This window comes from Chelativorans multitrophicus (assembly GCF_011317445.1).
GTDB classification, from domain to species: domain Bacteria; phylum Pseudomonadota; class Alphaproteobacteria; order Rhizobiales; family Rhizobiaceae; genus Chelativorans; species Chelativorans multitrophicus.
Map to the genome: position 1 here is coordinate 162,203 of NZ_JAAAPL010000004.1, position 13,950 is coordinate 176,152.

A 13,950-nucleotide genomic window follows, 5' to 3' on the forward strand; every position below is an offset into this window, starting at 1 on the left:
AGGAAAAGCATGTTCGTGAACGACCGCCAACAGTTGTGTTCGTCCTCGGCACGCATATATTTTTACGGGATGGAGTCAGGAGCATGACCAAACCGGTGGCTGACCAGTCGCTTCAATCGCTTGACGCGCGCTCGCGTGATATTTTTCGCTTGATCGTCGAAAGCTATTTGCAGCGCGGCGAGCCGGTAGGCTCGCGCAACCTGTCGCGGCTTTTGCCGACCCAGCTTTCGCCGGCAACCATACGCAATGTCATGAGCGACCTGGAGCATCTGGGCCTCATTTATGCGCCGCATGTCTCCGCGGGCCGTCTTCCAACCCAGCAGGGGCTCCGCTTTTTTGTCGATGCCTTCATGGAGGTCGGAGATCTTTCCGAGGAGGAGCGGCGCGTTATCGAAGCGCAGATCAAGGCTTCCGGGCGCGGCCAGTCGCTGGACCACATGCTGACGGAAGCAAGCCAGATGCTATCCGGTCTCTCCCGCGGTGCAGGCCTCGTGCTTGCGGCCAAGACCGAGGCGCCCCTCAAGCACATCGAATTCATCCAGCTGGAGCCGCGAAAGGCATTGGCAATTCTCGTCTCGCAGAATGGAGACGTGGAAAACCGGGTGATTGAATTGCCCGCAGGCGTCACGGCTTCGCAGCTGGTGGAAGCCTCCAACTTTCTCAACGCGCATATTCGCGGCCGGACGTTGGCGGAAGCCAAGTCAGAGATGGCACGGCTGAAAGAAGAGACACGGGAAGCGCTCGACAGCCTTTCCCAATCGCTGGTAGAACAGGGGCTTGCAATTTGGGCCGGGGCGGAAAGCGACACGCCGGCCCGCATTATCATCCGCGGCCGTGCCAACCTGCTTGAAAATGTCACCGCCCAGGCTGATCTCGAGCTCTTGAGGCATCTTTTCGATGATTTGGAAACCAAGGAAGCGCTCATCCAGCTTCTCGGATTGGCGGAGGAAGGGCCGGGCGTGCGGATTTTCATCGGCTCGGAAAACAAGCTTTTCTCCCTTTCAGGCTCCTCCCTCATTGTCGCACCTTATCGCGACCAGGATTCCCGTGTGATCGGCGCTCTCGGCATCATCGGCCCGACGCGCCTTAACTACGCGAGAATTGTGCCGATGGTGGACTATACGGCCCAGCTGGTGGGCCGCCTGCTTCGCTGAGACCAGATAGGGGGAAAGATGTTCGGCCTGATAGGGAAGATGCGCGCCCAACCCGGCAAGCGGGATGCACTGTTGGAGATCCTGTTGTCTTCCACGGAAGGGATGCCCGGCTGTCTGAGCTATGTGATTGCCAAAGCCGAGGACGATGAGCACGCGATTTTGATCACGGAAGTCTGGGAAACGGAGGCAAGTCACAAGGCTTCGCTCACCCTCCCACAGGTTCAGGCGGCAATCGCCAAGGCGCGGCCGTTGATCGCCGGTTTTGACAGTCAGGTACGCACTGTCCCCGTCGGTGGCGTGGGCTTGCCCCGCTGAGCTTCCTCGTCCGTACCCCTTGATTTTGCAATCGCAAACCTCGATATCCGGCGCGGCTTTGGCAGAATGAATGACGGATTTGCAATGAATACACACTCCAAGGACGAACGCGCGCCGGAAAACGGCCAGGCCGAAAATATGGCCGTGGAGAATGGTGCGGAAGCGGCTCAGGCTGCAGACCGCGCCACGCCCGTCTCCGAAGAGGATGTGCTCCTACGCCTCGCGAAGGAGAATGAGGATTTGAAAGAACGCGCGCTGCGCCTGACAGCCGAAATGGAAAACCTGCGCAAGCGCACCCAACGCGACGTGGCTGATGCGCGCGTGTACGGCATCGCCAACTTCGCGCGCGACATGCTTACCGTTTCCGATAATCTGCAGCGCGCCCTGCAGGCTGTTTCCGAGGAAGCGCGCGCCCAGGCCGATTCCGGCCTGAAGGCGCTTGTCGAGGGCGTGGAGATGACGGAGCGCGCCATGCTCGCCACGCTTGAGCGCCACGGCGTGAAGCGGGTTGACCCAAATGGCGAGAAGTTCGATCCGCATTTCCATCAGGCAATGTTCGAAGTGCCCAATGCAGACGTGCCGAACAATACGGTGGTTCAGGTTGTGCAGCCCGGTTATGTGATCGGCGACCGGGTGTTGCGGCCGGCCATGGTTGGCGTCGCCAAGGGCGGCCCAAAGGCGGAAACGCCTGCCGCCACATCCGAGCAGGCAGCCCAAGGGCCGGAGGGCGCCTAGCGCACTCCGATCCGAAGCTGCTCGGATGAGCGTCTCGCAATGCGGCAGCTTCGCTGGCAGAAGCTCAGCTTTCCTTTGCCGTAGCCTTGCTCTTACGCATCGGCCCGAAAACCGAAATCGGCTTTCGGGCCGATGCGTAGAGTCAGTAATTTACAGCGTCCTTTGTGCATCCTAAAGGACGCACGGCGCTGTAGCCGTTGGCGGGAGGCTGCGATGAATCTGATTCTTCTTCTCGATTATGCCGGCGTGGCCGTTTTCGCTGCCACAGGAGCGCTCGCCGCATCGCGTAAGCAGCTCGACATCATCGGCTTCCTTTTCTTCGCTGGCGTAACCGGCATGGGCGGGGGTACCCTGCGCGATCTGGTGCTCGGCCTGCCTGTGTTTTGGGTCGTCAATCCGGCCTATTTGATCGTTTGCGCGGTCGTGGGTGTCGTCGTCTACTTCTCAGCTCATCTGGTCGAATCGCGCTTCAGGCTCTTGCTGTGGCTCGACGCGATTGGGCTGTCGGCCTATTGCGTTATGGGCGCGGCCAAGGGTCTCGGCGCCACCGGATCGCCAACGGTAGCCGTCATGACTGGAGTCATGACCGGAACGTTTGGCGGCATCCTGCGCGATCTTCTGGCAGGCGAACCCTCGGTCCTGCTCAGGCCGGAGATCTACATCACGGCGGCTTTGACCGGTGCCGCGGTTTTCACCCTGGCCGATCTTGCAGGTGTTGCGGCGCCGCTGGGTGCGGCCATCGCTTGTGTCGCTGCCTTTGCGGTGCGCGGCGGCGCACTGAAATTCGGATGGGCCTTTCCGCGCTACAAGCCACGTCCCGGCCGCAGGCCGGAAGACATTGTTTGAATGCTTGGACTAAAGAAGTCCCGCCTGCTCGGCCGCTTCCTTAAGGCTGACTTGTACGCGAGGGCCGATCTGCTCGATGCAGAGCGCGGCTGCAAGAGAGCCTAGCCTGCCGCAATCGGTTATGCTGCGATTATGGGTATAACCGAAAAGGAAGCCGGCTGCGTAGAGATCGCCCGCGCCCGTGGTATCTACCAGGTTTGAGACGGGCACCGGCTTGATCGTGATCGTCTCTTCGCGCGTAACCGCGATGGAACCCTTCTCCGAACGTGTTATCAGGCCCAGCCTGCAATCCTCCCGGAAGGCCGATATGGCGGCATCCAGTGAGGCGGTCTGGTAGAGCGACATCACCTCGTGTTCATTGGCGAAAACGATATCAACGGTCCCCGAGCGCATGAGGTCGAGGAACTCGGCCCGGTAGCGGTCGACGCAAAAGGGATCGGACAGGGTCATCGAGACCTCGCGGCCCGCCGCATGCGCGATCTCTGCCGTTTTGCGGATCGCTTCCTTGGCGCGCGGCGGATCCCATAGATATCCCTCGAAATAAGTGACTTTGGCGTTTCTTGCCTTCTCTTCTTCCACGTCCTCGGGCCCGAGTTCGACGCAGGCGCCGAGATAGGTGTTCATCGAGCGCTCGCCATCCGGCGTGACGAAAATCATGGAGCGCGCCGTAGGCGGATTGCCATCGAGCGACGGTGTATCGAAAGCGACACCCTGCGCGCGGATGTCGTGCCTGTAGATCGCGCCCAGGTGATCGTTTGACACTTTCCCGAAATAAGCGGCGGTGCCGCCGAAATTCGCAACGCCTGCCGCGGTATTGCCGGCGCTGCCCCCCGAAGTCTCGATCGCTGGCCCCATGCGCTCGTAGAGGAGCTCCGAGCGCTCGGCGTCGATGAGGTTCATCGCTCCCTTGATAATGCCGTTCTCCACCAGAAAGGCGTCGTCACATCGGGCAATGATGTCCACGATGGCATTGCCGATGCACAGGACGTCATATTGGCTCATCAGAAACTCCAGGATGGCGGACAGCAGGGAGATATGAGGGGTTTACCGTCTCGACCGGGATTTGCAAGTACACTCCGGCGCTTGCGCTGCCTTGAGCGAGGCCTTATCTCGCCTGCACGGGGCTTTTAGCTGACGAGAGGCTTTCGCACAGATGATCTTTGACGCCGCGCGCGCCGCAGCCGCCCAGCTCTTCTCGCCTCCCTTTCGCGGAGCCTTCTTTAAGACATTAGGCCTTACGCTGCTCATCCTCGCCGGCCTCTGGTTCGGCCTCAGGGAGCTGTTCGAGATCTACGCCATGCCGTGGCTCGATGCACTTCTGCCGGGCCTGCCCTCCTGGGCCGGCTGGCTCGGGTTGCTCGCGGCGATTATCGCCGGCATAGGGCTCGCGGTTGCGCTGGCGCTGCTGGTTGCGCCCATCACTGCCGTCGTCGCCGGTATCTTCCTTGACGACGTGGCCGAGGCAGTGGAGAGAGAGAGCTATCCGCAGGATCCGCCAGGCAAGGCGGTGCCGCTGTTCCCGGCGATAATCCTGTCGCTCAAATTTTTCGGCGTTGTCATCATCGGCAATATCATCGCCCTGACGCTGCTGCTCGTGCCGGGTGTGAACCTGGTCGCCTTTTTCATCATCAACGCCTATTTGCTAAGCCGTGAATTCTTCGAGTTCGCAGCCATGCGTTTCCGCAGCGAGGCAGATGCAAAGGCTCTGCGACGGCGCCACGCCGGAACCGTGTTCCTGGCCGGCTTCGTTGTTGCCGCGTTCCTGGCCGTGCCCCTGCTCAATCTGCTGACACCGCTCTTTGCCGCCGCCATGATGGTGCATCTGCATAAGATGATTGGCGCGCGGGAAAGCGCCGATTTGCGAGCCTCCGCCGGCCATTTATGATCTGCCGGCCACACTTTCCAGCCTTTCCTCAAGGAAATAGCGCGATCGCGGAACAGGGTTTTTTCCTGCGATGCGGAACTTATAAATAATGCGAACGTTACTTTCTGTTATATTTCTTTACCGTGAGGATATCGTTGGACTTGTCTTCTCTCATTCAGCTCCATACGGGAAATCGGATGCCCATTTTGGGGCTGGGCACATGGCAGCTTACCCATGAGACGGCGCGGACGGTCCGGGCCGCTTTCGATCTTGGCTACCGTATGGTCGACACCTCCGGCGACTACGGAACGCAGAGCGCCATCGGCGAGGCGATCCGGGCGAGCGGCTTGGACCGTGACGATATCTACCTGGTCACCAAGGTCGAAGAAACCGAAGATGCCTATAACGCGACGCAGGCGAATCTGCGCGAGTTGGGCCTGGATTATGCCGATCTCATCCTCATTCACCGTCCGCCGCGGCATGGCGCAGGTGAGGAATTGTGGCGCGCACTCATCCGCGCGCGAGAGGACGGGCTGACGCGGGACATTGGCGTGAGCAATTACTCGATCGAGTTGATCGAAGAACTGGTCGACGCGACCGGCGAAATACCGGTGGTCAACCAGGTGGAGTGGAGCCCGTTCGGGCACGATCTGGAGCTAAAGCATTACGCGGATTTCAACGGCATTGTCATTCAGGCCTATAGCCCGCTTACGCGGGCCACACGGCTCGATGACGCGGCGCTATGCGAAACAGCGGAAAAATACGGTAAGACGCCGGCTCAAGTGCTGATCCGGTGGAACCTGGAGCGCGGCACAGTGCCCATCCCCAAAGCCAACCTTCATTCGCATATGAAAGAGAATATCTCCGTCTTCGACTTTACCCTCGAAAAAAGCGATCTGGAGTCACTCGACTCTCTCAACGAGCATTTTTCCTCATTGGGGCGGCTGCCCTACGTGTAACGCTCCCCTATCGTGGACACGGCCGCGCTTGCCCGTTATGCCTTTGGCGTGCGTGGTTCCGTTGCGGGAGAGAGGTCATGCGGCTCACGACGATCGGTTTCGACGCCGACGACACGCTTTGGCAGAACGAGCAATTCTTCCGCTTGACGGAGGATCGCTTCGTGGAGCTTCTGGAGAATTATGCCGATGCCGCAAATCTGAAGCAGCATCTGCTGCAAGCGGCCATGCGCAACCTCAATTTCTACGGCTTTGGCATCAAGAGTTTCACGCTTTCAATGATAGAGACGGCGCTCGATGTCACAGCCGGGAAGGTGCCTTCGTCGGTTATCGCACGGATTATGGAAATCGGGCGCGACCTTCTCCAGCATCCCATCGAGCCGCTGCCCCATGCCGCCGAAACGCTTGAGGCACTTGCTGGAGGCTACAGGCTGCTGCTCATCACCAAGGGTGATTTGTTCGATCAGGAGCGTAAGCTTGCCCAGTCCGGGCTTGGCGACTTTTTTGACGGTGTGGAGATCGTCAGCGATAAAACGAGCGACACCTATGCGCGCATCTTCGCCCGCTACGGTGACGGGCCGGAGAAGAGCGCGATGGTCGGCAATTCACTCAAATCCGATATTATCCCGGCCATCCGCGCCGGTGCCTGGGGCATCTTCGTTCCGCATGAGCTGACATGGGCATTCGAGCACGAAAACCCACCCGTGGACGAACCCCGGTTTCGAGAGCTCGCGCATCTGGGCGATCTCTCCGCATTGCTGGCGCAGATTCAGGAAGGTGAATCCCTAGCCGGTTAGCGGTAAAGTCGAGCTTGGAGCTTATCGGTTATGGCTGGTGCTGGCGCATCGGCGTGAAAACCGGCATGTGTTCGAAAAGCACGATGTGCAGACACGTCACGGCGGGATATCTGCTTGGTTCCCGGCCACAACTGCATTATCTCAAGCGCAAAGTCCAAGTGAAGAGAAGAAAATGACCGTCAGCCGTCAAGCCGTCGTGGAAAAGCTGAGCACCGTTGAGGGTCCGGACCACGAAAGCGATATCGTCTCGCTCGGCCTGGTCTCCGAGATCTTCATTGCCGACGGCAAGGTGTTCTTCTCCATCACCGTTCCCGCCGCGCGGGCGCAGGAACTTGAGCCGCTGCGCGAGGCGGCGGAGAGGGCGGTGAAGAGCCTGCCCGGTGTCACCGGCGCCGTGGTGGCGCTCACGGCGGAGCGGCAAGGCGGCATGGGAGCTGCGCCACAGCCAAAGCCTGCCTCGCAGCCGCAGCGCGCCCATGCGCCACAAGACCGCCAGCCCGCCAAGGCTGGCGTGCCGGGCGTTGAGGCCATCATCGCCGTGGCGAGCGGGAAGGGCGGTGTGGGCAAGTCCACGACCGCAGTAAACTTGGCGCTCGGCCTGCAATCGCTCGGGCTCAAAGTCGGCATTCTCGATGCGGATATCTACGGTCCCTCCATGCCGCGCCTGCTCGGCATCAAGGGCAAGCCGGAGATGATCGACAGCAAGACATTGAAGCCCATGGACGCATACGGCCTTCAGGTCATGTCGATCGGTTTCCTTGTGGAGGAGGAGACGCCGATGATCTGGCGCGGTCCGATGGTCATGTCGGCGCTGCGGCAGCTTCTGCGTGACGTGGCCTGGGGCCCGCTCGACGTGCTGGTGGTCGACATGCCGCCGGGCACCGGCGACGCGCAACTCACCATGGCACAGCAGGTGCCGCTTGCCGGCGCCGTGATCGTCTCCACGCCGCAGGACCTCGCCCTCATCGACGCCCGAAAGGGCCTCAATATGTTTCGGCGCGTCGAGGTGCCGGTTCTCGGGATCGTAGAGAATATGAGCTATTTCATCGCTCCGGATACAGGCCGGCGCTACGATATTTTCGGCCATGGGGGGGCAAGGGCAGAGGCCGAGCGTTTGGGTGTGCCCTTCCTGGGCGAAGTGCCGCTCACCATGGACGTGCGGGAAATGTCCGATGCCGGAACCCCGGTGGTGGTATCCGATCCCGAAGGCGCGCAGGCGAAAACCTACCGCGCCGTGGCGCAAAAGGTGCTGGAGAGACTGGAGGCGGAGAAGGCGGCCGCCGGTTCAACCCCCGCTATCATCTTCGAATAAGGTCTTCCCGGTCCTTCCTGACGAGAGACCTTCTTCCATCCGTAATTCGGCGATCACCGGCAAATGGTCGGATGCGGTTCGCGCTTGCGGATCGGTCCATTGCCGCGCCAGCATTCCGCCTGGCCGGCAATAGATGCGGTCAAGCGCGAAAACGGGCCAGAATGCGGGAAAGGTCTTGAAATGGGTATGGCCAGGGAAGAGACGGTTGAGCAGGGTCTGCACGGAGCCGCTCCAAACCCAATCGTTGAGGTCGCCCATGAGAACGGTCGGTGCCGATCCCGACCGTACCAGATCTGCCAGCAATTGTGCCTGGTGCCTGCGTTCCCTGAAGCTCAATCCGAGATGCGCGGCAACCACGTGCAAGGGGCCGAATGGTGTCTCGGCCACCGCCTCTATGGCCGCACGGCGCTCACGTTTGCGGTAGGAAATGTCGTGGCAGACCGTACTTCGGAGCGGCCACCGGCAAATCAGGGCGTGGCCGTAGTTCCCGTCTGGCGCCGTAATGAGCCGGGTCTCGGTTGCATGGTTGCCAAGCGTACTGAGGAGAAAAGTGAAAGCCTCGGCCGCATCCGTGACTTTGCGCCTGGAGCCAACCTCTTGCAGGGCCACGAGGTCCGGATCGTGCTTGCGGACGAGATCCACAACCCTTTGCAGGTCGCGCCGTCCGTCCGGACCAATCCCGCCATGGATGTTCCAGGTCATCACCCGCATGGTTGCATGCTCGGACAGCCCATGGCGGGGGCCTTTCTCATTCGCGTCCTGTACTCTCATTTCCGCTCAACGCATGAGCCGCCGGATTGTTGAACGGCGGGTGAGTTTTTGTAGCGGCCCGGATCTGAAAGCTGGTCCCGCGCGTTGCATTCACGGTCATCCACGAGAGAGTAGGCTTTGAAGAAATCCTCTGGGCGTAGCTCGTTGAAACGTTTTCTCGGTTGGGCGATCGCGGTGGTCGCCGTCATTTTGTCCGGCTATCTGCTTTACCGCACGCTGTCGAAATATGATTGGAACGAGCTGGTTCAGGCCGTCACCGCCGTTCCGCTCCAGCGCATGGCCTTCGCGCTGGCTTTCACAGCCGCTAGTTATCTCTGTCTCACGGGTTTCGACTGGCTGGCCCTGCGCTATGCCGGCCACCCGCTGGCTTATCCGCGCGCGGCACTTGCCTCCTTCACCAGCCTCTCGCTCGGTCACAATATCGGCTTTGCCGCCTTAAGCAGCGGCGCAATCCGGTATCGCTTCTATTCACGATGGGGGTTGAGCGCCGAAGAGGTCGCAAAGGTCATCGTATTCTGCGGTTTTACGGTGGGGCTCGGGTTATCCATCCTCGGCGGGATAGGCCTGATTGCCAATCCTGGCCTGGCTGAAAGAGTAATCGGCATCCGGCGCCAGACAGTTTATCTGATTGGCGGCATCTGTCTTGCCTGGCCGGCTGTCTACATCTTGCTCGCGGGGTTCTTGGGCGGGCGCGCGGTCCACCTTCGCGGCAGGCGGCTGGAGATGCCGCGTTTCAGGCTGGCATTGGCCCAGACCGTTATCGGCACGCTCAATTTTGCCTTTGTCGCCGCAGCGCTTCACCAGGCGATCTCGGCTCTGGCGGAGGTAGCTTACCTGGAAGTGGCCGCGGTCTATGTAAGTGCGAATGTTGCAACGCTGATCACCCACGCTCCGGGCGGGCTCGGCGTGATCGAAAGCGTCGTGCTCTATCTGCTGCCGCAAGCCCATCTTATCGGCGCCGTGCTCGTCTTCCGTTTCGCCTATTTCCTTCTGCCGCTTTTCATGGGCAGCATCCTGCTCGCCCTGTCGGAAGCGTTGCTGTCCCGGCCGGGCGCGGAAACGGCGTCTTGACCGAAGATGCGCCGCCACTTGGAACGCAGCCATTCAACCAGACGGAACGGCCTTTCCGGATCGAGCAGGCGCGTTCCGGGAAACGAATGCGTCGGTCCTGGACGAACATCGATTGCGCAAAGACAGCGCCCGCTTTGGCGGTTGAGCTTTTCGATCGTGCGGATCACCGAATTTTCCTGCCGCATGGTTTCGCGAACCATGGCGGGATCCAGGTCGAGATGCTCCGCGATCAGGCGTTCGCGGCAGCGTGCGATCGCCTGGCGAGTCTCGGGCCTGTCCGCTTCGATGACAACGTCGCATTCGGTATCCAGTCCCATCGATCGGTTGTTCAGATTGGCCGAGCCTAGCCGAAGGAACCGGTCGTCGATGATCATCAGCTTAGCGTGGACGAGGAGGATTCCGTCGTCCTCCTGCCCGTCTAGGGCGGGATAGTAGACACGCAGCCGGTCATAGCGGTCCCAGCGCTTCAAGCTGCGAAGAAGACGCTCGCGATTGGCGCCCATGATGAAACGCTCGATGAACCCGTTGGCGTGGCGCGTGCAGATGACGACGATTTCAGGTCCGTGCCGGCGCGAAAGCACCTTGCGCAAGATTTTCCGCAGGCGTTTGGCGGTGAAATATTGTGCTTCGATATAGACAGTGCGCCTGGCGGATTTGAGCAGATCGCCCGTGAGAAGCGCTACTTCTCCCACTCCTTTTGCCCCGCCAAGCCCGGGAATGGTCCGGGCAATCGCCACGGGAACGTGGCTGAAATCAGTGGCAAGATTTTCCGGCCACCTCTCGGCAGGCTTCGAGAACGGAACCTTTTCCCCGGTCAACTCGACCCATCGGTCACGCGCCACCTCCGCAATGGCGCGGGCGACAGGCCCGTCCAGCGCCATTTGCAGATCATGAACGGGGTTGCACGCGATACCGTTAGGCCCATTCCTGCGTGGATCGTCTTTCCTGTGTTTCGGGGTGTCCCAGCGGCCGACCGTCAGGTCCATGCCGCCGATGAAGGCCAGCGAATCGTCAATGGTGACGATCTTCTGGTGGTGCGCCGCATGGATGGGATGGTGCGTGTCGAGCCGGAGGCGAATGCGCGGGTGCTCCTCCCACTCCGCGCCGAAAACGAGCGGAATGGTTGCTCCCGGCGCATGCAGCGCAGCAAGACTCCATACCAGAATGCGGATTTCGAGTTCCGGCCGTTCCTCAACAAGCTTCCGCAGCAAAGTACCCAGGTTGGGGGCATCCTCTCCATCCTGCGGCCGGAGCTGAATCCGGGCATCGAAGTCCCAGCCGATGATGAATATGGAGCGGGTAGCGCTCCTGAGCGCCTCATCCAACGCCGCGAAATAGGCCTCCGCGTCGATGAGAAAGGCGGCCCGATGAGCCATCGCGATCTGCTGGCAGTTGCGGCCCGGCGCCAGCACCGTACCGCGCGCGCCGAAAGCCGGCGCGTCTTCCTGAAAGACCTCGCTCCTCATCCAGGTCCCTTTGCCCACGTGAGTCACGAGGCTTCAACGCGCAACCTGCAAATAGGTTCGCGGAGCAGTTGTGAACCTGTTCTCGGATCAGCCGCCTGTCGTCGCGTGCGGCGGCTGACCACCGGCCTCGTTCCCGCCCCTCGGCTGCAGGAAGAGGAAAAGGGCGAGCACGATCAGGATCGCGGCCGCTATTGCTATCATGATATTCCTGCTCATCGCGGGAAACCTGCTTCCGTTGGCACGCCGCGACCATTGTCGCCGCTGCCGTTGAAAACAGCCTATGTGGCGCGATGTTCCAGAGAAACCGCCGCGCTCATCCGCCCGCTGTGTAGGCCGCAACCGCGGCCATGTTCACGATGTCTGAGTCCTTCGCATTGAGCGAAACGATCTGCACCGGCTTGTTGAGGCCCACCAGCAGCGGACCTATCACCGTGGAACCACCCAGCTCCTGCAGCATCTTGGTCGAGATCGACGCGGAGTGGAATGCCGGCATCACCAGTACATTCGCGGGCCCGGAAAGGCGGCAGAACGGATATTGCTGCATGATCTGCGGATTAAGCGCCACATCGGCGGCCATCTCGCCGTCATACTCGAAATCCACGCGCCGCTTGTCGAGAATCTTCACCGTTTCCTGGATGCGTTCGGATCGTTCGCCGGCGGGATGCCCGAAGGTGGAATAGGCGAGCATCGCCACGCGCGGCTCGTAACCCATGCGACGGGCAAAATTTGCCGATTCCTCGGCAATGTCGGCGATCTGTTGTGCATCCGGCATGTCGTGCACGGCGGTATCCGCGACGATGACGGTGCGTCCGCGCGCCAGCACGATGGAAGCACCGATCACCCGGTGGCCGGGTTTTGCATCAATGACGCGGCGCACGTCGTCCAATGCCGTGGAATAGTTTCGCGTCACGCCCGTCACCATGCCGTCGGCATCGCCAAGCGCCACCATGCAGGCAGCAAAGTGGTTGCGGTCGTTGTTAATGAGCCGCTGGCAGTCGCGGAAAAGATAGCCTTTCCGTTGCAGGCGCTCATAAAGATAGTCTGCGTAAATGCCGTTGCGGCGGGAGAGCCTGGCATTGATGATCTCGATTCCGGATCGGGCGAGATCGACTCCCGCATTTACTGCCGTCTCGCGGATGCGCTCCTCGCGCCCCAGCAGGATCGCCGTGCCGAGCCGCTGGTTCACATAGGAGACCGCCGCGCGCATCACCTGCTCCTCCTCCCCTTCGGCAAAGACGATGCGTTTGGGTTGGCGGCGCACGCGGTCATAGATGCGCTGCAGCGTCGAGGCGATCGGGTCCCTGCGGGCGGAAAGCTCCTGCTCGTAGCGCTCCAGGTTGAGGATAGGCCGCCGCGCAACGCCCGAATCCATCGCCGCCTTTGCGACGGCCACCGGGACCGCCGTGATGAGCCGCGGGTCGAAGGGCACGGGAATGATGTAGTTCGGCCCGTATTTCGGCCGGTTTCCCTGATAGGCGGCGGCCACATCATCCGGCACGTCCTGCCGTGCGAGAGCCGCGAGCGCCTCGGCTGCCGCCACCTTCATCGCGTCGTTGATGGTCGTGGCGCGCACATCGAGAGCGCCGCGGAAAATATAGGGAAAACCAAGCACATTGTTGACCTGGTTCGGGTAGTCCGACCGGCCCGTCGCCATGATGGCGTCCGTGCGAATCTCGGCCACCTCCTCCGGAGTGATCTCCGGGTCGGGATTGGCCATGGCGAAAATGATGGGGTTTTTGGCCAGGGATTGAACCATGGCGGGCGTGAGCGCCCCCTTGGCCGAAAGGCCGAAAAAGACATCCGCCCCGTCAAGTGCCTCGGCCAGCGTGCGCTTGTCGGTTTCCACGGCGTGGGCCGACTTCCACTGGTTCATGCCCTCCGTGCGGCCCTTGTAGACCACGCCCTTCGTGTCGCAGAGGAGGATGTTCCCCGGCGCAAAGCCGATCGCCTTGGCAAGCTCGATGCAGGCAATGCCGGCTGCTCCCGCGCCGTTGCAGACGAGCTTCGTCGTCTTCATGTCACGGCCGGTGAGATCCAGGGCGTTGATGAGGCCGGCGACGGCTATGATGGCCGTGCCGTGCTGGTCGTCGTGGAAGACCGGGATGTCCATGAGCTCGCGCAGGCGCGTCTCGATGATGAAGCATTCCGGCGCCTTGATGTCCTCGAGGTTGATGCCCCCAAAGGAGGGACCGAGCAGCTTGACGCAATTGACGAACTCGTCTGCGTCCTCCGTCTCCACCTCAAGGTCGATTGAATCCACGTCGGCGAAGCGCTTGAAGAGCACAGCCTTGCCTTCCATGACCGGCTTGGAGGCCAATGCGCCCAGATTGCCGAGGCCGAGAATGGCTGTGCCGTTGGAAATGACGGCGACGAGATTGCCGCGTGTCGTGTAATCGAAGGCGCGAGCCGGATCCTCCGCGATGGCCTTGACAGGCACGGCCACGCCGGGGGAATAGGCGAGCGACAGGTCGCGCTGCGTCGCCATCGGCTTGGTCGGAGTGATTTCCAGCTTTCCGGGTCGCCCCATGGCGTGGAATTCAAGCGCTTCCTGCGCACTCACCGAGGGGCCCACCCTGTCGTTCTTTTCAGCTTCGGCCATTTAAATCCGCCTCTCCCGTCGGCTTCTTGTGGAGTTCTGCCGAACACGGGTGCATAAGGCCACA

At 61.2% G+C, this 13,950-nt stretch carries 13 protein-coding genes; 9 read left to right on the forward strand and 4 right to left on the reverse strand.

Features of this window, described 5'->3' with window-relative positions; translation table 11 throughout:
* Positions 1-83: 83 nt before the first annotated feature.
* From hrcA to GNP00_RS18930, 4 genes are all read left to right on the forward strand, one after another.
* Complete coding sequence (gene hrcA / locus GNP00_RS18915; protein WP_011583325.1) at positions 84-1,154, forward strand: heat-inducible transcriptional repressor HrcA; 1,071 nt, start codon at positions 84-86, stop codon at positions 1,152-1,154.
* An 18-nt stretch (positions 1,155-1,172) separates the two neighbouring features.
* On the forward strand, positions 1,173-1,469 hold the full coding sequence (locus GNP00_RS18920; protein WP_011583326.1) for a putative quinol monooxygenase: 297 nt from the start codon (positions 1,173-1,175) through the stop codon (positions 1,467-1,469).
* A gap of 84 nt (positions 1,470-1,553) precedes the next feature.
* Positions 1,554-2,204 carry a nucleotide exchange factor GrpE gene (gene grpE / locus GNP00_RS18925; protein WP_049764890.1) on the forward strand — a complete coding sequence of 217 codons (651 nt, stop codon included), beginning with the start codon at positions 1,554-1,556 and terminating at the stop codon, positions 2,202-2,204.
* Positions 2,205-2,417: 213 nt separating this feature from the next.
* The gene (locus GNP00_RS18930) at positions 2,418-3,050 is read left to right on the forward strand and encodes a trimeric intracellular cation channel family protein (RefSeq protein ID WP_011583328.1); all 633 of its coding nucleotides are present in this window, start codon (positions 2,418-2,420) and stop codon (positions 3,048-3,050) included.
* A 9-nt stretch (positions 3,051-3,059) separates the two neighbouring features.
* On the opposite strand, the gene GNP00_RS18935 is transcribed toward GNP00_RS18930, so the two are convergent.
* Positions 3,060-4,052, reverse strand: a complete 993-nt coding sequence (locus tag GNP00_RS18935; RefSeq protein WP_011583329.1) for an adenosine kinase — start codon at positions 4,050-4,052, stop codon at positions 3,060-3,062.
* A gap of 151 nt (positions 4,053-4,203) precedes the next feature.
* On the opposite strand from GNP00_RS18935, the gene GNP00_RS18940 reads away from it, so the two are divergent.
* From GNP00_RS18940 to GNP00_RS18955, 4 genes are all read left to right on the forward strand, one after another.
* Entirely contained in the window at positions 4,204-4,935 is a 732-nt protein-coding gene (locus GNP00_RS18940) for a sulfate transporter family protein (protein WP_011583330.1), read from the forward strand.
* Between the two features lie 176 nt (positions 4,936-5,111).
* Positions 5,112-5,873, forward strand: coding sequence for an aldo/keto reductase (locus tag GNP00_RS18945; protein ID WP_011583331.1), 762 nt, complete (start codon positions 5,112-5,114; stop codon positions 5,871-5,873).
* Positions 5,874-5,950: 77 nt separating this feature from the next.
* Complete coding sequence (locus GNP00_RS18950) at positions 5,951-6,667, forward strand: HAD family hydrolase (protein ID WP_011583332.1); 717 nt, start codon at positions 5,951-5,953, stop codon at positions 6,665-6,667.
* A gap of 172 nt (positions 6,668-6,839) precedes the next feature.
* Positions 6,840-7,979 carry an Mrp/NBP35 family ATP-binding protein gene (locus tag GNP00_RS18955; protein ID WP_011583333.1) on the forward strand — a complete coding sequence of 380 codons (1,140 nt, stop codon included), beginning with the start codon at positions 6,840-6,842 and terminating at the stop codon, positions 7,977-7,979.
* Here the strand turns inward: GNP00_RS18955 and GNP00_RS18960 are convergent.
* Positions 7,953-8,750 carry an endonuclease/exonuclease/phosphatase family protein gene (locus GNP00_RS18960; RefSeq protein WP_011583334.1) on the reverse strand — a complete coding sequence of 266 codons (798 nt, stop codon included), beginning with the start codon at positions 8,748-8,750 and terminating at the stop codon, positions 7,953-7,955. The genes GNP00_RS18955 and GNP00_RS18960 overlap by 27 nt on opposite strands.
* 144 nt (positions 8,751-8,894) lie before the next feature.
* Here GNP00_RS18960 and GNP00_RS18965 point away from each other — a divergent pair, with 144 nt between their 5' ends.
* A complete protein-coding gene (locus tag GNP00_RS18965) occupies positions 8,895-9,821 on the forward strand; it encodes a lysylphosphatidylglycerol synthase domain-containing protein (RefSeq protein ID WP_157038146.1) in 927 nt (308 codons plus the stop codon).
* Here GNP00_RS18965 and GNP00_RS18970 read toward each other — a convergent pair.
* Both GNP00_RS18970 and GNP00_RS18975 read right to left on the reverse strand, forming a co-directional pair.
* Positions 9,731-11,287 (reverse strand): phospholipase D-like domain-containing protein, encoded by a 1,557-nt coding sequence (locus tag GNP00_RS18970; protein WP_011583336.1) that lies wholly within the window; start codon positions 11,285-11,287, stop codon positions 9,731-9,733. The genes GNP00_RS18965 and GNP00_RS18970 overlap by 91 nt on opposite strands.
* 313 nt (positions 11,288-11,600) lie before the next feature.
* Positions 11,601-13,886 carry an NADP-dependent malic enzyme gene (locus GNP00_RS18975; protein WP_011583338.1) on the reverse strand — a complete coding sequence of 762 codons (2,286 nt, stop codon included), beginning with the start codon at positions 13,884-13,886 and terminating at the stop codon, positions 11,601-11,603.
* Positions 13,887-13,950 lie beyond the last annotated feature (64 nt).